20 protein-coding genes are annotated in these 20,040 nt (G+C 72.1%); 11 read left to right on the top strand and 9 right to left on the bottom strand.

All coding sequences use genetic code 11. The features are described from left to right. Nucleotides 1-5 precede the first annotated feature (5 nt). Both ACI3EY_RS10585 and ACI3EY_RS10580 read left to right on the top strand, forming a co-directional pair. Nucleotides 6-2,954 carry a DEAD/DEAH box helicase gene (locus ACI3EY_RS10585; RefSeq protein ID WP_405040391.1) on the top strand — a complete coding sequence of 983 codons (2,949 nt, stop codon included), beginning with the start codon at nucleotides 6-8 and terminating at the stop codon, nucleotides 2,952-2,954. 142 nt (nucleotides 2,955-3,096) lie between these two features. Continuing rightward, the gene (locus ACI3EY_RS10580; protein WP_405037222.1) at nucleotides 3,097-4,305 is read left to right on the top strand and encodes an acetyl-CoA C-acetyltransferase; all 1,209 of its coding nucleotides are present in this window, start codon (nucleotides 3,097-3,099) and stop codon (nucleotides 4,303-4,305) included. Here the strand turns inward: ACI3EY_RS10580 and ACI3EY_RS10575 are convergent. Continuing rightward, nucleotides 4,302-4,952 (bottom strand): phosphatase PAP2 family protein, encoded by a 651-nt coding sequence (locus ACI3EY_RS10575; protein ID WP_405040390.1) that lies wholly within the window; start codon nucleotides 4,950-4,952, stop codon nucleotides 4,302-4,304. The two genes, ACI3EY_RS10580 and ACI3EY_RS10575, sit on opposite strands and share 4 nt — an antisense overlap. A gap of 40 nt (nucleotides 4,953-4,992) precedes the next feature. Further along, complete coding sequence (locus ACI3EY_RS10570; RefSeq protein WP_405037220.1) at nucleotides 4,993-5,940, bottom strand: 5'-3' exonuclease; 948 nt, start codon at nucleotides 5,938-5,940, stop codon at nucleotides 4,993-4,995. Between the two features lie 39 nt (nucleotides 5,941-5,979). On the opposite strand from ACI3EY_RS10570, the gene ACI3EY_RS10565 reads away from it, so the two are divergent. Then, nucleotides 5,980-6,255 carry a hypothetical protein gene (locus tag ACI3EY_RS10565; RefSeq protein WP_405037219.1) on the top strand — a complete coding sequence of 92 codons (276 nt, stop codon included), beginning with the start codon at nucleotides 5,980-5,982 and terminating at the stop codon, nucleotides 6,253-6,255. Nucleotides 6,256-6,265: 10 nt separating this feature from the next. Then, nucleotides 6,266-6,733, top strand: a complete 468-nt coding sequence (locus tag ACI3EY_RS10560) for an Lrp/AsnC family transcriptional regulator (protein ID WP_405040389.1) — start codon at nucleotides 6,266-6,268, stop codon at nucleotides 6,731-6,733. 53 nt (nucleotides 6,734-6,786) lie between these two features. On the opposite strand, the gene ybaK is transcribed toward ACI3EY_RS10560, so the two are convergent. Both ybaK and ACI3EY_RS10550 read right to left on the bottom strand, forming a co-directional pair. Then, on the bottom strand, nucleotides 6,787-7,281 hold the full coding sequence (gene ybaK, locus ACI3EY_RS10555) for a Cys-tRNA(Pro) deacylase (RefSeq protein ID WP_405037217.1): 495 nt from the start codon (nucleotides 7,279-7,281) through the stop codon (nucleotides 6,787-6,789). Between the two features lie 80 nt (nucleotides 7,282-7,361). Further along, on the bottom strand, nucleotides 7,362-8,828 hold the full coding sequence (locus ACI3EY_RS10550; RefSeq protein WP_405040388.1) for a KamA family radical SAM protein: 1,467 nt from the start codon (nucleotides 8,826-8,828) through the stop codon (nucleotides 7,362-7,364). Between the two features lie 494 nt (nucleotides 8,829-9,322). On the opposite strand from ACI3EY_RS10550, the gene lnt reads away from it, so the two are divergent. The 4 genes from lnt to ACI3EY_RS10530 all read left to right on the top strand — a co-directional run bounded on the left by lnt (nucleotide 9,323) and on the right by ACI3EY_RS10530 (nucleotide 12,809). Then, nucleotides 9,323-10,834, top strand: a complete 1,512-nt coding sequence (lnt, locus tag ACI3EY_RS10545) for an apolipoprotein N-acyltransferase (protein WP_405040387.1) — start codon at nucleotides 9,323-9,325, stop codon at nucleotides 10,832-10,834. Between the two features lie 9 nt (nucleotides 10,835-10,843). After that, nucleotides 10,844-11,638: a polyprenol monophosphomannose synthase gene (locus ACI3EY_RS10540; RefSeq protein WP_405040386.1), complete on the top strand. Its 795-nt coding sequence runs from the start codon at nucleotides 10,844-10,846 to the stop codon at nucleotides 11,636-11,638. Beyond that, complete coding sequence (locus tag ACI3EY_RS10535; protein ID WP_405040385.1) at nucleotides 11,635-12,228, top strand: FxsA family protein; 594 nt, start codon at nucleotides 11,635-11,637, stop codon at nucleotides 12,226-12,228. The genes ACI3EY_RS10540 and ACI3EY_RS10535 overlap by 4 nt, the downstream gene beginning before the upstream one ends. Nucleotides 12,229-12,449: 221 nt before the next feature. After that, entirely contained in the window at nucleotides 12,450-12,809 is a 360-nt protein-coding gene (locus ACI3EY_RS10530; RefSeq protein ID WP_405037212.1) for an RNA polymerase-binding protein RbpA, read from the top strand. 66 nt (nucleotides 12,810-12,875) lie between these two features. Here ACI3EY_RS10530 and ACI3EY_RS10525 read toward each other — a convergent pair whose 3' ends face one another. Continuing rightward, nucleotides 12,876-14,264, bottom strand: coding sequence for an MFS transporter (locus ACI3EY_RS10525; protein ID WP_405037211.1), 1,389 nt, complete (start codon nucleotides 14,262-14,264; stop codon nucleotides 12,876-12,878). A gap of 126 nt (nucleotides 14,265-14,390) precedes the next feature. Between ACI3EY_RS10525 and ACI3EY_RS10520 the strand changes: the two genes are divergently transcribed. Beyond that, the gene (locus ACI3EY_RS10520; protein WP_405037210.1) at nucleotides 14,391-14,573 is read left to right on the top strand and encodes a CsbD family protein; all 183 of its coding nucleotides are present in this window, start codon (nucleotides 14,391-14,393) and stop codon (nucleotides 14,571-14,573) included. 117 nt (nucleotides 14,574-14,690) lie between these two features. Here the strand turns inward: ACI3EY_RS10520 and ACI3EY_RS10515 are convergent, their stop codons facing one another. Together ACI3EY_RS10515 and ACI3EY_RS10510 are read right to left on the bottom strand one after the other, a co-directional pair. After that, entirely contained in the window at nucleotides 14,691-16,268 is a 1,578-nt protein-coding gene (locus ACI3EY_RS10515) for an AI-2E family transporter (protein ID WP_405040384.1), read from the bottom strand. Nucleotides 16,269-16,279: 11 nt separating this feature from the next. Then, nucleotides 16,280-17,146, bottom strand: a complete 867-nt coding sequence (locus ACI3EY_RS10510; protein ID WP_405040383.1) for a D-hexose-6-phosphate mutarotase — start codon at nucleotides 17,144-17,146, stop codon at nucleotides 16,280-16,282. A gap of 69 nt (nucleotides 17,147-17,215) precedes the next feature. Between ACI3EY_RS10510 and ACI3EY_RS10505 the strand changes: the two genes are divergently transcribed. Then, entirely contained in the window at nucleotides 17,216-17,500 is a 285-nt protein-coding gene (locus tag ACI3EY_RS10505) for a DUF3072 domain-containing protein (protein ID WP_405040382.1), read from the top strand. A gap of 21 nt (nucleotides 17,501-17,521) precedes the next feature. Here ACI3EY_RS10505 and ACI3EY_RS10500 read toward each other — a convergent pair whose 3' ends face one another. Together ACI3EY_RS10500 and ACI3EY_RS10495 are read right to left on the bottom strand one after the other, a co-directional pair. Further along, entirely contained in the window at nucleotides 17,522-18,346 is an 825-nt protein-coding gene (locus tag ACI3EY_RS10500; protein WP_405040381.1) for an aldo/keto reductase, read from the bottom strand. Between the two features lie 73 nt (nucleotides 18,347-18,419). Continuing rightward, nucleotides 18,420-19,508, bottom strand: coding sequence for a YihY/virulence factor BrkB family protein (locus ACI3EY_RS10495; RefSeq protein ID WP_405040380.1), 1,089 nt, complete (start codon nucleotides 19,506-19,508; stop codon nucleotides 18,420-18,422). A 112-nt stretch (nucleotides 19,509-19,620) separates the two neighbouring features. On the opposite strand from ACI3EY_RS10495, the gene ACI3EY_RS10490 reads away from it, so the two are divergent. Next, nucleotides 19,621-20,028 carry an ectoine synthase gene (locus ACI3EY_RS10490; protein WP_405040379.1) on the top strand — a complete coding sequence of 136 codons (408 nt, stop codon included), beginning with the start codon at nucleotides 19,621-19,623 and terminating at the stop codon, nucleotides 20,026-20,028. Nucleotides 20,029-20,040 lie beyond the last annotated feature (12 nt).

Below are 20,040 nucleotides of genomic sequence, written 5' to 3'. Positions count from 1 at the left end.
GGAGCATGTCCTCCCCCGCCGAGCGCTACGCCGCCTCCCGGGCGCGGGCGGCCAGGCTCACCACCCCCGCCGGCCGCTTCGCCCAGGACCTGGGTCTGGAGCTCGACCCGTTCCAGGTGGAGGCGATCGAGGCCGTCCAGGACGGCGCCGGGGTGCTGGTGGCCGCGCCCACCGGGGCCGGGAAGACCGTCGTCGGCGAGTTCGCGGTGGCGCTGGCCCTGGAGACCGGGCGCAAGGCGTTCTACACGACCCCGATCAAGGCGCTGTCGAACCAGAAGTACCACGACCTGGTGGCGCGGCACGGTGCCGAGAACGTGGGCCTGCTCACCGGGGACGCCTCCATCAACGGCGAGGCGCCGGTGGTGGTGATGACCACCGAGGTGCTGCGCAACATGATGTACTCCGCCTCCACCACCCTGGTCGGGCTCGGGTTCGTCGTCATGGACGAGGTGCACTACCTGGCGGACCGGTGGCGCGGCGCGGTCTGGGAGGAGGTCATCATCCACCTGCCCCCGTCGGTGCAGGTGGTCTCCCTGTCGGCGACGGTCAGCAACGCCGAGGAGTTCGGTGACTGGCTGCGCCAGGTGCGCGGCGGAGGCGACCCGGCCTCGATGCGGGTGATCGTCTCCGAGCACCGCCCGGTGCCGCTCTGGCAGCACATGATGGTCGGCCAGCGGATGATGGACCTCTTCGTCACCGACGGGATGGCCCGGGCCACCGCCGGGGAGCCCGGGGGCACGACCAGGGTGAACCCCGAGCTGGTGCAGGCGATCAGCACCGCCGAGCGCTCCGCCCAGACCGATCGTGGGTGGCGCCGGGAGGACCACGGCGCACCGCGTGGCCGACGGGGAGAGCCCCGGGGCGGGCGCGGCGGCCGGGGAGCCAAGGGTGGCCGGGGCCGTGGCGGTCGCTCCGACCGGCGTGACGACCACCGCGCCGGGGGCGGCTACGGCGGTGCGACGGCATACCCCGACGGACCCGCACGTGGCTCGCTGCCCGGGGGAGTGGCGAGCCGGGCCCAGGTCATCGAGCGGCTGGACCGGGACGGGCTGCTGCCCGCGATCACCTTCATCTTCAGCCGGGCCGGGTGCGATGCGGCCGTCCAGCAGCTGCTCGGCCGCGGGGCGCGGCTGATCCCCGAGGAGCAGGGGCGCCAGATCCGGGACCTGGTCACGCGCCGCGTCGCCGAGGTCGACCCCGCGGACCTGGGCGTGCTCGGCTACCACGACTTCGTCGAGGGCCTGGCGCGCGGCTACGCGGCGCACCACGCGGGGATGCTGCCGCTCTTCCGGGAGATCGTCGAGGAGCTGTTCACCGACGGCCAGGTGCGCGCGGTCTTCGCCACCGAGACGCTGGCGCTGGGGATCAACATGCCGGCCCGCACCGTGGTGCTGGAGAAGCTGGTGAAGTTCAACGGGGAGACGCACGCGCCGGTCACCCCGGCCGAGTACACCCAGCTCACCGGGCGCGCCGGGCGGCGGGGCATCGACGTCGAGGGGCACGCGGTGGTGCTGTGGCGCCGCGGGGTGGACCCCATGGACGTCGCCGGGCTGGCCTCGACCCGCACCTACCCGTTGCGCAGCTCGTTCCGGCCCAGCTCCAACATGGCGGTCAACCTGGTGGCGCAGTACGGGCGCGACATGGCGCACGAGCTGCTGCAGTCCTCGTTCGCGCAGTTCCAGGCGGACCGGTCGGTGGTCGGGCTGACCACGCAGATCAGGCAGAACACCGAGGCGCTGACCGGGTATGCCGAGGCGATGCACTGCGAGCGCGGCGACTTCCGAGAGTACGGGACGCTGCGGCACCGGCTCTCCGAGCTGGAGAAGAAGCTGGCCCGGACCCGGCAGGCCCAACGGCGCAGCGACATCGGCGCGGCGCTGGAGGAGCTCGCTCCGGGACAGGTGATCCAGCTCGAGGGTGGACGCAAGGGGACCATGGCGGTGGTGCTCAAGGGGCCGCGCGGTCGCTCGGCGAGCCCGGAGCCGACCGTGCTGACCTCCAACGGGCGGCTGCAGCGGGTGACCATCGCCGGCTTCCGGGACGTGCCCGAGGTGATCGGCACGCTCCGGGTGCCCCAGCACTTCAACGAGCGCAGCCCCAAGGCCCGAAAGGACCTGGCCTCCGCCCTGCGGGACACCGTGCCCGAGCCGATCCCCGGGCGAGCACGCGGTGGGTCGGGGGACGGGGCGAGGGGCGGCAGTGCGTCCGGGACCGGGCCCGCCTCGGAGAGCCAGGTCGACGACCTGCGGGCCCAGCTGCGGGCCCACCCGTGCCACGGCTGCCCTGAGCGCGAGGATCACGCCCGCTGGTCGGCCCGGTGGTGGCAGGTGCGCAAGGAGACCGACGACCTGCAGCGTCGGGTGGCGCACCGGACCACGACGGTGGCCTCCACGTTCGAACGGATCTGCGACCAGCTCAGCTCGTTGGGCTACCTGAGCGCAGACGGGCAGCAGGTGACCCCGGAGGGGGAGCGGCTGCGCCGGATCTACACCGAGCTGGACCTGGTCGTCGCCGAGGCCCTGCGCCGCGACACCTGGGCCCGGCTCACCCCGGCCGATCTGGCCTCCGTCGTCTCGGCGCTGATCCACGAGGCCCGCGGCGACGAGACCAGCGACCCGCCGACACCGAGCGTGGAGGTCGCCGAGGCGCTGGGGGAGATGGCCTCGATCTGGCAGGAGGTGCAGCTCGGCAAGCTCGCGCACGACCTCACCGGGGACCGGGAGCTGGACCCGGGGATCAGCTGGATGGTGCACCGCTGGGCCTCCGGGCGCGGCCTGGAGGAGGTCCTGCGCTCGGGCAGCCTGTCCGCCGGTGACTTCGTGCGTCGGGCCAAGCAGGTGATCGACCTGCTCGGGCAGATCGCCCAGGCCGCGGACGCCCCGGTGGCGAAGACCGCGCGCCGGGCCACCGACGCCATGCTGCGCGGCGTGGTGGCCGCCGACCGCCTCGACTGACCCTGTCCCCTCCCGCGAGCAACTGGCCCCTTTCCCCTTCCCCCTTCTCCCGACCGGGCGCGCGCTGTGCTCCGACCGGGCGCGCGCTGTGCACCCACCGGGCGCGCGTTGTGTCGCCACCACCCCGGCATACAGTGTCGGTATGCCCGAGATCGTCATCTGTTCTCCGTTGCGCACCCCGGTCGGCGGCTTCCTGGGGAGCCTCGCCGGCCTCACCGCCGCCGACCTGGGCACCCAGCTGCTGACCGCGCTCCTCGAGCGCACCGGCCTGTCGGACGGCGACGTCGACGACGTCGTGCTCGGCAACGCCAACCCCTCGGGCGAGATCCCTGCACTGGGCCGGCTGGTCGCCCTCAACGCCGGTCTCGACCGAGCCCCGGGTATGCAGCTGGACCGGCGCTGCGGGTCCGGCCTGCAGGCGGTGCTCACCGCTGCGGGACAGGTGGCCACCGGCGCCAGCCGCCTCGTCGTCGCCGGCGGTGCGGAGTCGATGAGCCAGGTCGAGCACTACGCCCTGCTCCGCCAGGGGGTGCGCGGGGCCGGGGTCGACCTGGCCGACCGGCTGGCGCGGGCCCGCTCGACCGCCGGTGGTGAGCACCACCCCATCCCGGGCGGGATGATCGAGACGGCCGAGAACCTGCGGCGTGACTACGGGATCACCCGTGCGGCGCAGGACGAGCTCGCCGTACGTTCCCACCACGCCGCTGCGGCCGCCCAGCGGGCGGGGCGCTTCGATGCCGAGCTGGTCCCGGTCCAGGTGCATACCCGGAAGGGGACTCACCTCGTGGACACCGACGAGCACATCCGCCCGGACACCGACGCCGCCACCCTGGCCGGCCTCCGGCCGATCATGGGCCGTCAGGACCCGGAGGCCACGGTGACGGCCGGCAACGCGAGCGGCCAGAACGACGCCGCCGCGCTCTGCGTGGTGACGACCCGCGAGCAGGCCGAGGCCAGCGGGCTGGAGCCGATGCTCGCGCTGCGCTCCTGGGCGGTCGCCGGGGTCGCACCCGAGACGATGGGGATCGGGCCGGTCCCGGCGACCGCGGCCGCGCTGGACCGGGCAGGTCTGACGCTGGGGGAGATGGACCTGATCGAGCTCAACGAGGCCTTCGCGGCGCAGGCCCTGGCGGTGCTCACCGAGTGGGGGATGGCCGACCCCGGGCAGTGGGACCGGCTCAACGTCAACGGCTCCGGCATCTCGCTCGGGCACCCGGTCGGGTCTACCGGCGCCCGCATCCTGGCGACCCTCGCCCACGAGCTGCGACGGCGCGAGGGGCGGTTCGCGCTGGAGACCATGTGCATCGGCGGTGGCCAGGGCCTGGCCGCCGTCTTCGAGCGCGTCGGCTAGGTCCGGCGTACCGCGGTCGAGGGTCCTCGCCCGCGCACCAGGAGACCGACGCCCAGGGCGGCAACCGCGAGGAGCGCCGAGGCGATCACGTCGCTGGGTCGGTGGTAGGCGTGCATCGTCACGACGAGTCCCATGTAGGACGTCGCTGCGCTGCCCAGCACGGCGGCCGGCACGATCCACGAACGCGGAACGACCAGCAACAGGGCTACCCCGAGGGCGGCCGCGGCACCGGTGTGCCCGCTGGGGAAGGAGTTGTCTATGACCCACTGGTCGGCCAGGTGCGGCCTCGGCAGCCAGGCCTTGAGCACCTGCGTGGAGATCATCAGCAGGGACACGGACGCCGCAACGGCAAGTCCGGTGCGCCATCTGCGGACCAGCCCGAGCAGAGCGAGCAAGCCGCTGCCGGCGAGCAGCAGGTAGGGATTGGGCACGGGCCACCATGTCCGATCCCAGAGGCCGACCGCCTCCATCAGAGCGTTGTCGACCCGCTGACCGGGGTACGTCAGCACCGCAAGCGCATACAGCAAGGTGGTGCCGAGCACTCCGAGGACGACCAGCCCACGACCCGGGGCGCGCCGGACGTCCTCGGCGGGCGGCAGCGGGGCCTCCGGCGAGGTCGGCAGGGGTCGGGTCGGGGTCAGGCTCATCGTCCAGGACGATATCCTCGTCGGCTGGGTGGCTGCTGTGTCAGGGAGTGATCGACAGGGCGCGCATCAGCCGCCCGACCGGGTTGCCCAGGTCGTAGGTCTCGATCAACCGCTGGAGGGTCTCCGGGTCGGCCAGCTCGCGCGGCAGGGTCAGGGGCACGTCGGCCACGGGTGCGTCCTCGGCGACCAGGACCACCAGGGGCGCCGCGTCCAGGTAGTCGGCCCCCGCCTCGAGGTGGGTCCGCCGGGCCCCCTTGATCGCGGGGTCGCCGGCGTCCACGGCAGCGCGGATCGCGGCGAGCGAGCCGTACTGCTCGATCAGCGCGGCGGCGGTCTTGTCACCGATGCCTTTCACCCCGGGGAGCCCGTCGGAGGTGTCGCCGCGCAGCATCGCCATCTCGGCGTAGGCCCGGCCGGTGCCCACCCCGTACCGGCTGCGCAGGTCCTGCTGGTGGATCTCCTCCGCGTCGCGGACCCCCTGCTTCGCGGTGTAGATGACGGTGACCCCCGCCTCGTCGTCGACCAGCTGGAAGAGGTCGCGGTCCCCGGTCACGACGCCGACCGGGAGCCGCCCCCGGTGCCGTGCGGTCAGGGTGCCGATCACATCGTCCGCCTCGTAGCCGTCCGCCCCGAGGATCGGTATGCCGACCGCGTCCAGCACCGTCCGGATGACCGGCACCTGGACCTCGAGCTGAGGTGGAGCCTCCTCCTTCTCCTGAGAACCCTCGACCAGACGGTGAGACTTGTAGGAGGGAATGGCCTGCACCCGGAAGTCAGGTCGCCAGTCGTTGTCCCAGCAGCACGCCAGGTGGGTGGGGGAGAAGCGGGTGACCAGGGTCGCGATCATGTCGACCATCCCGCGGACCGCGTTGGTGGCGGTGCCGTCCGGCGTCTCCCGCAGGTCCTTCATCCCGAAGTAGGCACGGAAGTAGAGGGAGGCCGTGTCGAGCAGCAGGAGCTGAGGCGGTGTCACACCCGTCGTCGTCATGGCGCCACAGCCTAGTGGTCGTCGGCTAGCGTGGGAGGGGTGTGGAGTCGTCGTCTTCCGTGGATCGTGCTGCTGGCCGTGCTGGCTGGATGCGCGGCGCTGCTCTTCGGCCCGCTGTGGGACACCGCCGCCGGGGACAACCCGCTGCTGCGACCGCCGGGCCCCGACTACGGCGTGATCATCCGCCTGGGTATGCCCACCCTGGTGCTGGCCCTCATGCTCGTCGCCACCCTCGTGTGGGCGTCGAGGGTCGGCGGTTCGCGTCACCGCGAGGACGGCCCGGGGCGCGGGGGTCAAGGGGCGGACGCGCACTAGGCTGAGGCGCATGGAGCCGCTGGACCGTCACATCGTCAGAGTCCTCGCGCAGGACGGGCGCGCCAGTTTCACCGACCTCGGACGGCAGGTGGGGCTGTCCACCTCGGCGGTGCACCAGCGGGTCAAGCGGTTGGAGGAGCGGGGCATCATCACCGGCTACCGGGCGGTGGTGGACTACGCGGCGGTGGGGCTGCCGCTGACGGCGCTCATGTCGGTGACCCCCTTCGACCCGGCCGCCGACGACGACATCCCGGAGCGGCTCGCGCACATCGAGGAGATCGTCGCGTGCTGGTCCGTGGCCGGCGACGAGAACTACGTGCTGCTCATCCGGGTGCCGCGTCCGCAGGACCTGGAGGAGCTGCTGGGCAGGATCCGGCAGGAGGGCTCCTGCTCCACCAACACCACGATCGTGCTGTCGACGCCCTGGGAAGACCGCCTCGGCCACCTGCCGCTCGATGTCGACCCCGCCCCCTCCTGACCGAGCGTCGCCCGTGGTTGCTCCCGGACCCACCGAGCGTCGGTCGTGGTTGCTCACCGGCGGCGTGCCAGCACAGCGGTACGACCCCGGGTCGCGGCGAGCAGGTCCGACGGGGCCAGCTCGAGGTCGGTGCCGCGCCGCCCGCCGCTCACCAGGACGGTCCCGTGGTCCAGAGCCGACTCGTCGATGATGGTGACCAGCGCCTTGCGCTGACCGATCGGACTGATCCCGCCGACGACATACCCGGTAGAGCGCTCCGCCACAGCCGGGTCGGCCATCGACACCTTCTTGACGCCCAGTGCCGCCGCCATCGCCTTGAGGTCGAGCTGGGCGTCCACCGGCACGACTCCGACGGCCAGGCCCTGCTCGGAGTCCACCAGGAGCGTCTTGAAGACTCGGGCCGGTTCGACGCCCAGCGCCTCGGCGGCCTCCATGCCGTAGGACGGCGCCGCCGGGTCGTGCGCATAGGTCCGGACGGCATACTCCATGCCTGCCCGCGTCAGCGCGACGGTCGCCGGGGTGCCTCCGATGTCCTTCTTCTTCGCCACTGGCTCAGGGTATGCAGTCGCGCAGCAACCACAAGTGACGCTCGGTCGAAGAATGGGGGAGTGGAGGGTGGGCCGATCGGTCAGGAGGAGGTGAGCTGGTCCACCGAGGCCCGGCGCGACGCGGCGGCCTGCTCGTGCGCGGCCTCCTCGGCGTCCGGCACGGTCTCGGCAGCGTGCTGGCGCCACCACTCCTGCCCGCTGGTCGGCAGGGTGTCGATCGGGTCGTAGTAGACGTACTCGGCGCTGGTCACGTCGACGTCCTCGGCCTCGATCGAGGTCCGGTAGTTCTTCCGCCAGTAGGAGATACCGCGCTCGGTGTCGTAGGTGTCGACCTGGTGCACCCAGCGCTTGCCGACGAAGGGCACGTCGCAGACGATCCGCGGGGTGGAGAAGCCGGGCAGGTAGCCGAGCATCGAGTGCTGCAGGTACTGCGCGTGCGCGAGCGAGACCCGCCAGTGCTCGCTGTAGGGGATCATGTCGCACATGTAGAAGTAGTACGGCGTGATCATCGCGTCGTCCGCCATCGCGAAGCACAGGTCGAGGAGCTGTGCGGAGGTGTCGTTGACGCCCCGCATCAGCACCCCCTGGTTGCGCACGTCGCGGATCCCCGCCTCCAGCATCGTCCTGCTGGCCTGCGCCACCAGCGGGGTCACCGACTGCGCGGCGTTGATGTGGGTGTGGATGGCCAGCCCGACGCCACGCTCCCGCGCCTTGCCGGCGACCCTGGCCACGCCCTCGACGGTGTCCGGGGCCAGCCAGTGCTGCGGCATCCCCATCAGCGCCTTGGTGGCCAGCCGCACGTCCCGGATGTTCTCGATGTCGAGCAGCTTGTCCAGCCACGCCTCCAGGCTGCGCCAGGGCATGTTGGCCACGTCGCCGCCGGAGACGACCACGTCCCGCACGCCGGGGGTGGCACGCAGGTAGTCCAGGATCGCGGTATGCCGGTCCACCGGCTTGCCCGCCAGCTTGAGCTTGGTGACGGTCGGGGTGGAGTTGCCCACCAGGTCCATCCGGGTGCAGTGCCCGCAGTACTGAGGGCAGGTGGGCAGCATCTCGGCCAGCACCTTGGTGGGGTACCGGTGGGTCAACCCTTCGGCGACCCACATGTCGTGCTCGTGCAGGCTGTCCCGGGTGGCGTACGGGTGCGAGGCCCAGTCGGTGCGGCGGTCCGAGAACACCGGGAGCATGTAGCGCCGAACCGGGTCCGCGTAGAAGGCGGCCGTGAACTCCTCGCCCGCGGACGGCATCCGCCCGTCGGCCCAGGTCTGCTCGCTGACCATGGTGTTGAGCATCTGCGGGGGCAGCAGCATCGACATGGTCGCCCGCTGCTCCTGGTCACGCTCCAGGTCGGCGTAGAAGCCCTCGGTGAGCAGGTCGCCCATGACGGTGCGCAGCTGCTTGAGGTTCTTGACGCAGCTCACCCGCTGCCACTGCACATCCGCCCACTGCTGCGCGGTGACGTCCTTCCACCCCGGGATCCGGGTCCAGTCGGGCTCCACGAGCTCGCGGTGGCGATAGGCGTACGGCTGCTCGATGATCTCGCTCATGTGCTCAGACTACGGACATCTTCCTGCAAAATCTAGAATCTACAGGAGGATGTCTCGCAACTATCTACTTTGACAGGATGAACTGCCCGCGACAAGGCGCCCGCCCCCGTGCGGCGCCTGCGGCACCAGGCTTTCGGGCCGTCCGGCGTGTCGCCCTCCGACACGCCGCCGACTCGGCAAAGACCTCGTCAAGACCTGCTGCGGCGTCTTCCGCCTGACCTGCGTCGACGGACCATCCGCGCAGGTCAGCAGGCTGTTGACACGGGACCGACGGGCAACCTACGTTCGTCTGGTCCCCGCGGGCGCCAGCCGTCCGCGCAGGGGAAGCCAGGACCCCGAGCGCCGAGTAGACAACGGGATCGTGACGGCCACCAGCCGCTCACGGACCGGCCCCAAAGGTGCCGGGGTCCGGCCATGTCCGAGGACAGGCCGGGGGCGGGGGAGCCGGGGGACGGCACCCCCGTCCTCCCAGCCTGGCCCCGTACCCTGCCGGGGTGCTGCTGCCCCTCCGCCTGCTGACCGCGACCCTGGGCGGAGTCGCCCTGTGGCTGGCGTTCCCCGGCTACGACCTGTGGTGGCTCGCCCCCGTGGGATGCGGCGCCCTGGCGGTGGCCTGCGCCGGAGCGAGCCTGCGCACCGGCTTCGCGGCGGGACTGCTGCTGGGTCTGACCTGGTACGCCCCCATGTTCACCTGGGCCGGGACCTACGCCGGCGCCGCGCCCTGGCTGGGGATGAGCGCGGTGTCCGCCCTCTACCCGGCCGCGCTCGGCCTGCTCCTGGCCTTCCTGCAGCGCGGCGGAGCGATCCGTCCCGTCGTCGGCGCCGCCGCCTGGGTGCTGATGGAGTATGCCCGCGCGGTCACCCCCTTCGGCGGCTTCCCCTGGGCCCGGCTCGGCTTCAGCCAGGCCGACAGCCCGATGCTGGCGGCGGCCTCGCTGGTGGCCGTCACCGGCCTGGGGTTCCTGGTGGCCCTGGTCGGCGGGCTGCTCGCCCGGGCCGCTCAGCTCGTCCTTTGGCACGGGACCCACCGCACGCCGGCCCGGGCCGGGCTGATGGTGCTGACCGCGCTCGCGCTGACCTTCGCGCCTCTCCTCGTGCCGCGGCCCACGGAGGGCGAGGACCTCGCGGTCGCCGCCGTCCAGGGGGACCTGCCGCCGGGCTTCACCCGCACCCTGAGCGCGGACCGGGGAGCGATGCTCCAGCGCTACACGGACATGACCGACGACCTGGCCGAACGGGTCCGTGCCGGCACCTCACCCGCGCCGGACCTGGTCCTGTGGCCGGAGGGGGCCAGCGACCTGGACCCGGTGGCCGAGAGCACCGGCGTCGCCACCACGGAGCGGATCATGGCCAGCGTGGACGCGGTGGACGCCCCGGTGCTGCTCGGCGCCACCTCACGCAGCGCGGACGGTGCCCCCCGCAACATGGTCTTCGAGATGCAGCCCGGGGTCGGCATCGAGGACACCTACCAGAAGGTTTACCTCGCCCCTTTCGGCGAGGAGATGCCGCTGCGTCCGCTGGTCCGCCACCTCTCGCCCTGGGTGGACCGGATCACCGACTTCGAGGCCGGTGACGAGCCGGGCACCATGGCGGTGGACCTGGGGGAGGGGCGTCAGGTCGACCTGGGACTGGGCATCTGCTTCGAGGTGGTCGTCGACCCGGCCGTCCGGGACCTGGTGACCGGTGGTGCCGAGCTGATCGTGGTCCCCACCAGCAACGCCTGGTTCGGCGAAGGGGACCAGTCGGTGCAGCACCTGGCCGCCTCCCGCGTCCGCGCGGTCGAGTACGGCCGCTCCGTGGTGCACATCAGCAACGTCGGCGTCTCCGGCCTGATCAGTCCGGACGGCACCGTGCACGAGCGCACCGGGCTCTTCACCCGGGCCATGCTGGAGGGGGAGGTGCCCCTGCGCACGGAGCTCACCCCCGCGGTGAGCACCGGGCCCTGGGTGGTGCCCGCCGCCCTGGTGCTGGTGGTGCTGGGGATGCTGCGACGCCGCACTCGTTAGGCTGCGCCGGTGACCTCACCGAGCCCGCTGCGCCGCGTCTGCGTGTGCATCCCCACCTATGACGAGGCCCACTCCCTGCCCAAGGTGGTGGCGCGACTGCGCCGTGCCGTCCCGCGGGTCGACGTGCTGGTGATCGACGACGCGAGCCCGGACGGCACGGGGGACCTGGCGGACGTGATGGCCCGGAGCGACCCACAGGTGCACGTGCTGCACCGGGCCGGCAAGGAGGGGCTGGGCCCGGCCTACCTGGCCGGCTTCGCCTGGGCCCAGCAGCAGGGCTACGACGCGGTCGTCGAGATGGACGCCGACGGCTCGCACCAGCCGGAGCAGCTGCCGGCACTGCTGTCCGCGGCGGACGCGGGCGCGGACGTGGTCATCGGCTCGCGCTGGGTGCCCGGCGGGTCGGTGCACCGGTGGCCGCTGCACCGCAAGGTGCTCTCGGTGGGGGCCAACACCTACGCCCGGCTCGCCCTCGGCATACCGGTGCACGACTCCACCGCGGGTTTCCGGGTCTACCGGACGTCCGGGCTGCGCGAGATCACCACCGGCGACGTCGCCTCCCAGGGCTACTGCTTCCAGGTCGACCTCACCGTGCGGGCGCTGGAGCACGGCCTGGCCGTGGTGGAGGTGCCGGTCGCCTTCGTCGAGCGTGAGGAGGGCACCTCCAAGATGAACGACGCCATCGTGCGCGAGGCGGTGCTCATGGTCGGGGTATGGGCGGTGCGCCGGCGCACCCGGCAGCTGCGGGAACACCTGGGGCGCCGGGGCCGTTCTCGATGGCAGTACCTCGAGGAGGCCCCGTGACCCACACGTCCCGACCATCGTCCGCGACCTCGCCCCCCGGATCCCCGGGCCGGGCCCGCCGGGGTGGTGCGCTGCGGTGGGTGCTCCTGCTGCTGGTGCTGCTGCCGGTCGTCGAGATCGTCGTCCTCGTCCTGGTGGGTCGCGCCATCGGCCTGTGGTGGACCCTCGGGCTCATCGTCGCCCTGGCGGTGGCCGGGTCGTGGTTGGCGAAGCGCGAGAGCGGTCGCACCTACCGGGCGCTGCAGAAGGCCGTCAACTCCGGCCGGATGCCGGCCGACGAGGTCACCGATGCCATCCTGCTGATGGTCGGCGGCGTGCTGCTGCTGCTGCCCGGCTTCGTCACCGACGTCTTCGCCCTGATGCTGGTGCTGCCGTTCACCCGGCCGCTGGCCCGCCGGCTGCTGCAGACCGTGGTCGCCAGCCGGGTGCTGGTGGTGGCCGGGGGACAGCCCGGTCCCGCCGGCTCCCGCCCGGACGCCGATCGACGCCGGCCGGGACGGGGTGACGTGATCGACGGCGAGGTCATCGCCGACGAGCCCGGACCGGGGGACCCGACAGCCGGACCACGGACCACGCCGCTCGGCCCCTGAGCGCCGACTGGCGGCATACCGTCGGTCGCCGCTACACTGAAATGTCCCCCTGCAGCACGGTGACGGCGCCGGTGTGCCGTCCCCGCACGGGGAACATGGGGCGCAGGACACACGTTGACCATCGTGGACACTGCGCGCCGTCGGCGCCGACCGGCGGGTCACAGCTCGACTTCAACCGTCTAGATCACCCGTGTCCTGGACACGATGGGAGTGCAACACACATGGCAGAGAGGTCCCTCCGCGGTACCAACCTCAGCTGGCTCTCGTTCGAGAGCGATGAGGGCGTCACCTTCAGCGACCGTGCGATCAGCCGCTACGTCTGCCCGGACGGGCACGTCAGCGAGCTGCCCTTCTCGGTCGAGGCCGAGGTCCCCCCGCTCTGGGAGTGCCGGTGCGGTCTGGACGCCAAGCTCGAGAACGGCCCTGAGCCGGAGCTGAAGGCGACCAAGCCCCAGCGCACCCACTGGGACATGCTGCTCGAGCGCCGTTCCGTGCCCGAGCTCGAGGAGCTCCTCGAGGAGCGGCTGGCCCTGCTGCGCCAGATGCGCGGCGAGAAGCCCAGCCGCAAGCGCAGCGCCTGACCTGAGACATCCCGGACGGGGCGTGGCACCACCTGGTGCTACGCCCCGTCCGTCGTCGGTCCCGGCTCAGACGACGCGCGGCTGCTCGTTGCCGGCCATCTCGATCCCGCGCCGCATGTTGACCCGGGTGAGGATCAGGCCCCCCGCCACGAAGAAGGCGAGCGTCACCAGGATGGCCGGGCGGTAGGAGCCGGTGAGCTGGTAGGTCAGACCGAAGGCGAGCGTGCCGAACCAGCTGGTCCCACGCTCCATGGCCTGGTAGAAGCTGAAGAACGAGGACTCCTTGCCGGCCGGCACGAGCTGGGAGTACAGCGAGCGCGACAGCGCCTGGGTGCCTCCCATGACGGTGCCGATGAAGACGGCGCAGACCAGCCAGATCCCGAACGCCCCTGCCGGGACGAAGTAGGCGAAGGTCACCACCAGGGTCCACATCACGATCCCGCCCAGCACCGTCCGCTTCGCCCCGATGCGTCCGGCGATGACGCCGAAGGCCAGCGCCCCGCCGAAGGCGACGAACTGGACCAGCAGGATGGTGATGATGAGCTGGCTGGTGTCGAAGCCGAGCGCCTCGCTGCCGTAGAGGCTGGCCGAGGAGATGACGGTCTGGATGCCGTCGTTGAAGAAGAGGTAGGCCAGCAGGAACAGCAGCGTGTGCGGGTAGCGGCGCAGCTCGCCGAAGGTGGTCCGCAGCTGCGCGACCGACCCCCCGACGATTCCTGCCGACCGCTCCACCGGGGCGGCGGTGGTGCCTCGGAGGCGACGCAGGCCGATCACCGGGATCAGCGTGAACAGCGCCCACCACAGGCCGGCCGACAGCAGGTTGATCCGGACCGCCATCGTGTAGGAGATCCCGAACGTCTCGTGCACCTGCATGAGGACGAGGTTGAGGGCGAGCAGGATCCCCCCGCCGAGGTACCCCAGCGCCCAGGCCCGTGAGGACACCTTGTCGCGGTCGTCGGGTGCGGCGACCCGCACCAGCAGGGCGTCGTAGACGACCGTGGACGCGCCCAGGCACAAATTGGCCACGATGATGAGGCCGACGCCCAGCTCCCAGTTGCTGCCGTCCAGGAAGAACATCGCACCGGCCGCGGTGGCGCCGACCCAGGCCAGCCCCCCCAGCAGCCACGTCGGTCGCGGGTGCCGGTCCGCGATCGCTCCCACGAAGAGCAGCGCGATTGCGGAGACCAGGGTGGCGACGGTGATCGTGTAGGGCGCGACCGAGCCGACCGCGACCGGCACCCCGAGCACCGACAGCATGGTCCGGCACTGCTCGCCGTCGGCGAGGTCCGGGCAGGCGTCGGCCCGGGCCAGCGAGGTGAGGTACGGCGCGATGAGCACCGTGCCGGTGGTGGTCACGTACGCGGAGTTGGCCCAGTCGTACCAGCCGAAGGCGCGCTGGTGGGCCCTGGTGCGCTCCGCCGAGGGGTCGGCGCGCAGCACCGGCGTCGTCGTCATGGCGCCATCGTAGGCCGGGGAGCACGCCGTCCACCGGAGCGCGGGGACACCGGGGGAGTCGGTTGCGGTTGCGGCGGCGGCGGACAGAGCGCAGGCTGTCTCCTAGTCGACAGGAAGGAGCCCAGCATGGGTATCGGAGACAAGATCTCGAACGCCGCCGAGCAGGCCAAGGGCAAGGCGAAGGAGGCCTACGGCGACGCCACCGACAACGAGCGGGTGGAAGCCGAGGGCCAGGCCGACCAGACGAGCGCCAACGCCAAGAAGGCCGGCGAGAACGTCAAGGACGCCTGGAAGGACGCCACCAAGTAACTGGTGGGTCCCGCAGGCCCGACCTGCTCCCGAGACACGAGGATCCCCCGGCGGTGAACCGCCGGGGGATCGTCGCGTCCTGGGCCGGTGGCGCAGGCCCCAGGGTGGTGCGCCGGGTCAGTGCGACTGTCCCTGCTCCGGGGGCGGCTCCGCGGGGGCCGTCCCCTTGTCCTTGCGGGCGACGGACGGGTCGGGGTCGCCCTTCTCGCGCCGCAGGATCGGGGTCAGGAAGCGGTCGCGCAGCGAGGCGGCCAGCTCGGTGGTGCGGTCCAGCATGGCGACCTGGGCCGCACCCCGTTCGTCCTCGGCCTGCAGGTATGCCCGCTGCGCCCGGAGGCGGAACACCGGGGCCGAGCTCTCGGCCAGCTGGGCCGCCTGGGCGCCCTGCTGGGTGATGTGCCGCAGGTCGCTGACGTGCACCTTCCCGGTGCGCAGGTCCAGGTGTTCGCTGCCGTAGCGCAGGACGGTCAGCACCGAGGCCAGCACCGGCACCGCCAGGAAGGCGCCCAGGATGCCCCACAGGGTGCCACCGGCAGCGACCCCGAGCAGCACGATCACCGGGTGCATCGACATCACCCGGCTGTGCATCAGGGGGGCGACGAAGGTGCTCTCGGCCTGCTGGACACCGATCACGATGAGCAGCACCCACAGGGCCGTCACCCACCCGGAGGAGACCAGCGCCACCAGCACCGCGAGGCCTCCGGCCACGAAGGCGCCCACGATGGGGATGAAGGCGAGGAAGAAGGTGATGACCGCCAGCGCGAACGCCAGCGGGACCTGCAGCAGGACCAGCCCGAGGCCGATGAAGACCGCGTCGACCGCGGCGACCACGGCCTGGGCCCGCAGGAACCCGCCCAGGGTGACCCAGACCCGGGCCAGGGCCTCGGTCAGGTAGAGGCCGGCGGTGCGCCCCACCGTGGTCCGCAGCCAGGGCAGGAAGGAGGAGCCGTCCTTGAGGAAGAAGAAGGTCAGCACCAGCACCAGCACCGTGGTGATGAGGATGGAGCCGACCGCGGTGATCGTCGACAGTGCGCCGGAGGCCAGCTCGCTGGACCGGGACTCGAGCCACCCGGCGACGGTGTTGACGTACTCGTTGAGCTGCTCGTTCTCCAGGTTCAGCGGGGGACCGGCCAGCCAGTCCAGCACGATGTCCAGCCCGCCGGCGGCGCTGTCGGCGACCCGGCGTGACTGTTCGGCGATGCCGGGGGCGATCAGGGCGATGATGCCGGTGAAGATCCCCAGGGCGCCCACCAGCACGATGGCCGAGGCCAGGCCGGAGGGGATCCGTCGGGCACGCAGCCAGCTGACGAAGGGCCACAGCACCGAGCTGACGATGAGCGCCAGGATGATCGGCAGCACGCCCACCCAGACCCGGCCGATGAGGTAGAAGATCACGGCCAGCGCGAGGGCCACCAGCAGGAACCGCCAGGCCCAGCCGGCCGCCCCCCGCAAGCCCTGCAGGATCAGGGCTCCCCGGTCGACCGCTTCCGCCTCGTCACGCGGGTCGACCGCGGGGGGAGCGGACGGCGCCGATGGGGCGCCGGGTTCGTCGTCCTCGGTCAGGTCCGGCTCGGGACGCCGGGCACCGGCATCGGTCACCCGTTCCTCGTGGTGCGGACCCTCCGGGTCCGCGACGCCCGCGGTCCCGTCCCCCTGAGAGCCGGACCGGCCCTCCTCGTCCCTGTCGCCCTGCATGACCCTCCGATCTACGGCGCCGCGGTGTCCTGCTGCACCGTGACGGTGCAGCCCAACCTATGCGACCCGCCGGGCGGCAGGTGCAGGGCGTGCTGGCCGGTGGCCGCCGCCTCCACGCAGACGAAGCGCCGCCACTCGGCGTCGCCGAGGTCGCTCATGGTGGCGGCCTGCTCGGGGCCGGGGTTCCAGACCACGCACTGGGTGGCTCCGGCGGCGTGCACGTCGAGCACGCGTTCCCCGTCGTCGACGCTCACGCACGGGGAGCCGGAGGAGTCGTAGACGTTGTCGATCGCGCCGGCGAGGTGGACCGGACCGTCCTGGCGGCGGCGCACCCCGTCCAGCTTGTCCAGGTATGCCGCCCCGTCGAGTCCGGTGATCGACGTCCGGGTCAGATCGGCCACCGCGAGGTAGGTGTGCAGCGCCGCCTCCATCCGCACGGGCGTGTCCCCGGGGTTGCTGACCACCAGCTCGACCTGCAGCCGGGGAGCGTGTGCGGTGTCGGCCAGGGAGACGGCATACCGGAGGGCGAAGGGACCGTCCAGGTGCTCATGGCCGGGTGCCCCGGCGACGTCGTCGCTGGTCAGCTCCCAGGCCCAGATCTCGGTGCCGGTGGGCGGCGCTGGGCGCCAGGTCGTGGTGCGGACCACACCGTGGCTGGGGGACTGGGTGCCGCGGGGGCCGTCCGCGAACCAGGGGAAGCACAGGGGTATGCCGCCACGGATCGCCCGGCTGCCGTCCAGGACCGCCTGCTCTGCCAGCCGCACGACGGGGCGACCGTCGACCTCCCAGCTCGCCAGGTGCGCGCCGAAGTCGTAGGCGACGAGCCGTGACGTGCCGCGCTCGAGGACCCGTGCGGTCAGGGGCTGGGGGGAGGTCACCTCACCAGGCTACGGGGTCCCGGCCGGCTCACGCCGGGTCTGTCGGTGGCGACGCGTAACGTCCGGAGCATGACCGATGAGACGAGCACCCCTGACATGAACGACGGCATGAACGACGCGAACGACTCCGGTGAGACCCTGGGCGCCACCGAGCCCGTGGAGAACCCCTCGCTGGAGAAGGACCCGTCCGACTGGACGACCGGTGAGGAGCCGATGACCGACTCCCAGCGCAGCTACCTGGACACGCTGGCCAAGCAGGCCGGTGAGGAGATCTCCGCGAACCTCACCAAGGCGGAGGCCTCCGAGCACATCGACCGGTTGCAGGCCGCCACCGGCCGCGGTCAGGGGTCCTGACCGCCGGGTCCTGACCGCGCCTCACATCTCTTCGTGGGTCTCCGGGTCACCGCCGAAGAGCCGTCCGTCCGGACGACCGAGGGCGGTGATGGCGGCGACCTCGACCTCGGTGAGGTGCAGGTCGAGCACGTCGAGGTTGGCCCGTTGACGCTCCGGCGTCCCCGACTTCGGCAGCGGCATGACGCCACGGTCGAGGTGCCAGCGCAGGATCACCTGCGCCGGTGTGGCGCCGGTGCGTGCGGCAGCCTCGGCCACGGCCGGGGCGTCGTACTGCGCCTGCCGTTTCCCCAGCGGACTCCAGGCCTGGGTCAGGATCCCCAGCTCCCGGTGCATGTCCAGCATCTCCTGCTGCGGGAACAGCGGGTGGCACTCGACCTGGTTCAGCACCGGGGACTCCCCGGTCGCGGCGAGCACCTCCCGCAGGTGGGCCTCGGTGTAGTTGCTGGTCCCCACCCAGCGGACCAACCCCCGTTCGCGGCACTCCAGCAGCGCCTCGAAGGCCTCGACGTAGCGGCCCTGGGAGGGGTTCGGCCAGTGCACCAGGGCGACGTCGAGGCGGTCGACGTCCAGGGCCCGCAGGCTCGCCTCGATGCTGGCGACCGCCTCGTCCCGGGCATGCGCCCGACCGGGGATCTTGCTGGCCAGCATCACCTCGGAGCGGTCCAGGCCGCTGCGGCGCAGCGCCTGGCCGACCTCGACCTCGTTCTCGTAGTTCACCGCGGTGTCCAGGTAGCGGTAGCCGGCCTCGAGGGCGGAGACCATCGCGCTGACCCCGTCCTCTCCGCGCAGCGGGTAGGTGCCGAAGCCGACGTGGGGGAGGGGCGAGCCGTCACGGAGGGAGTGCATACCCACACCGTATGCCGCGGCCGGCTGGGGCCAGCGGGGAGGACCTCCGGCGTGCAGACGGGACGCCCGCGTCCTAGGGACGCTCGGCGTCCGGTGGGGTGTCGACCTCCCGGGGGGCATCCGCAGCGCTCGGGGCGGGGGTGGCGGAGGCGTGCGGGATGAGGGTGCCGGTCACCTCGTGGTGCGGCCACGCCAGGGTGTGCGGGGCGGACTGGGTGACATAGTTGGGGGTCTCCCGCTCGTGCACCTCGCCCGGCACGACCGGCAGCTTGGTGTGCGGCGGGTTCGCCGTCCACGCGGCGGTGTACAGGACCCAGCGCAGCCCCAGGTTGATCCACACGATGAGGGTCGCCAGCACCGCGAACGAGGCGATCAACGGGTTGTCCCAGCCGCCGACCAGCTGGGTGCCGACCAGGCGGAGGACACCCCATCCGGCGGCCCCGAGCAGCGCCCCCTTCCATCGGTCGGCGAGCGGGATCCGCACCTTGGCGGCGACCCGGAACAGCAGGTAGAAGACCACCGCGTCGACCACGAAGGCGACGAGCACGGCGGCCGAGCGGATCAGCAGCAGGCTGGTGTCGTTGCTGATCTCGGTCATCCCCAGCACCGTCCGGGCGACCCTCGTCGAGCCGCTGACCAGGACGGAGGAGAGCAGCACCGCACCGGCGAGCAGGAGCACCCCGACGGCGTCCCAGAGCTTGCCGCGGACCGGCCTCAGCGGCGCTCCGGTGAGCCCGAACATGGACCGGATGCTGTTGCGCAGCCCCGTCATCACGTTGGTGGCGGTCCAGATCAGCACCGGCACCGAGATGATCGTGGCCCAGGTGAGGGACCGTTCCAGCAGCAGCCGGTCCGGGTCGATGATGCCGCTGTTGCTGCCGTCGTCGACCAGACCCGGGAAGGCGGTGTTGATCGCCATGATCACCCGGTCGAAGAGCTCGGGTTGTCGGCCCAGCGTCGCCCGGAACCCGTTGACCAGGATGGTCAGGCCGGCGGTGAGGGAGACCAGCGCGGAGATGGTGACCCCGCCGGCCGAGAGGTTCCCCCGGACCAGCAGGTAGCGGATGAACGCGCGGAACCCCCGGGAGGTGTCGAAGCGGCGGATGCCGCGGACGACGAGGTGCGGGTCGCCGGCGGGACGGGGGGTGGGTCGCTGCGGCATGGCTCTCCCGGTCGTGGTGCTGGTGGGGGACAAGGTACAACCCGCGGCTGGGTCGCCCGGCGCGCCGCTCCGTAAGATTCACCGGGCACCGACGACGACCTCAGGAGGACCCGTGTACACCCTGCACATCGACGACCTCGACGGCACCGACCGTGACGTCCAGGAGCCGAACTGGCGGTCCCGGCGCATGGTGCTGGCCCAGGAGAAGGTCGGCTTCTCCCTGCACGAGACCACCATCCACGCGGGCACCAGCAGCGAGTTCTGGTATGCCCACCACGTCGAGGCGGTCTACTGCGTGGGTGGCCGTGGCCGGCTCACCGACCTGGGGACGGACGAGGTCCACGAGGTCTCGGACGGGTTCCTCTACCTGCTCGACGGCCACGAGAAGCACCGGCTCGAGGCGGACGAGGAGATGCGGATGGTCTGCGTGTTCACCCCGCCCGTCACCGGTCGTGAGGTGCACGACGAGAACGGTGTCTACCCGCTGATCGTCGAGGACGGGCCAGGACCCGAGGCCTGAGCACCGGGGGGG

It is taken from the genome of Serinicoccus shuyuelongi, assembly GCF_045032955.1.
Classification (GTDB): domain Bacteria; phylum Actinomycetota; class Actinomycetes; order Actinomycetales; family Dermatophilaceae; genus Ornithinicoccus.
Note: the sequence above shows the minus strand (reverse complement) of the source record. Positions and strands in the feature narration are given on the sequence as shown.

Coding starts and splice junctions, on each gene's coding strand:
- ACI3EY_RS10580 (WP_405037222.1), top strand. CDS start 3,097: ATGCCCGAGATCGTCATCTGTTCTCCGTTGCGCACCCCGGTCGGCGGC.
- ACI3EY_RS10575 (WP_405040390.1), bottom strand. CDS start 4,952: ATGAGCCTGACCCCGACCCGACCCCTGCCGACCTCGCCGGAGGCCCCG.
- ACI3EY_RS10505 (WP_405040382.1), top strand. CDS start 17,216: ATGACCGATGAGACGAGCACCCCTGACATGAACGACGGCATGAACGAC.
- ACI3EY_RS10530 (WP_405037212.1), top strand. CDS start 12,450: ATGGCAGAGAGGTCCCTCCGCGGTACCAACCTCAGCTGGCTCTCGTTC.
- ACI3EY_RS10550 (WP_405040388.1), bottom strand. CDS start 8,828: ATGAGCGAGATCATCGAGCAGCCGTACGCCTATCGCCACCGCGAGCTC.
- ACI3EY_RS10495 (WP_405040380.1), bottom strand. CDS start 19,508: ATGCCGCAGCGACCCACCCCCCGTCCCGCCGGCGACCCGCACCTCGTC.
- ACI3EY_RS10560 (WP_405040389.1), top strand. CDS start 6,266: ATGGAGCCGCTGGACCGTCACATCGTCAGAGTCCTCGCGCAGGACGGG.
- ACI3EY_RS10570 (WP_405037220.1), bottom strand. CDS start 5,940: ATGACGACGACGGGTGTGACACCGCCTCAGCTCCTGCTGCTCGACACG.
- ACI3EY_RS10500 (WP_405040381.1), bottom strand. CDS start 18,346: ATGCACTCCCTCCGTGACGGCTCGCCCCTCCCCCACGTCGGCTTCGGC.
- ACI3EY_RS10525 (WP_405037211.1), bottom strand. CDS start 14,264: ATGACGACGACGCCGGTGCTGCGCGCCGACCCCTCGGCGGAGCGCACC.
- ACI3EY_RS10585 (WP_405040391.1), top strand. CDS start 6: ATGTCCTCCCCCGCCGAGCGCTACGCCGCCTCCCGGGCGCGGGCGGCC.
- ACI3EY_RS10515 (WP_405040384.1), bottom strand. CDS start 16,268: ATGCAGGGCGACAGGGACGAGGAGGGCCGGTCCGGCTCTCAGGGGGAC.
- ACI3EY_RS10520 (WP_405037210.1), top strand. CDS start 14,391: ATGGGTATCGGAGACAAGATCTCGAACGCCGCCGAGCAGGCCAAGGGC.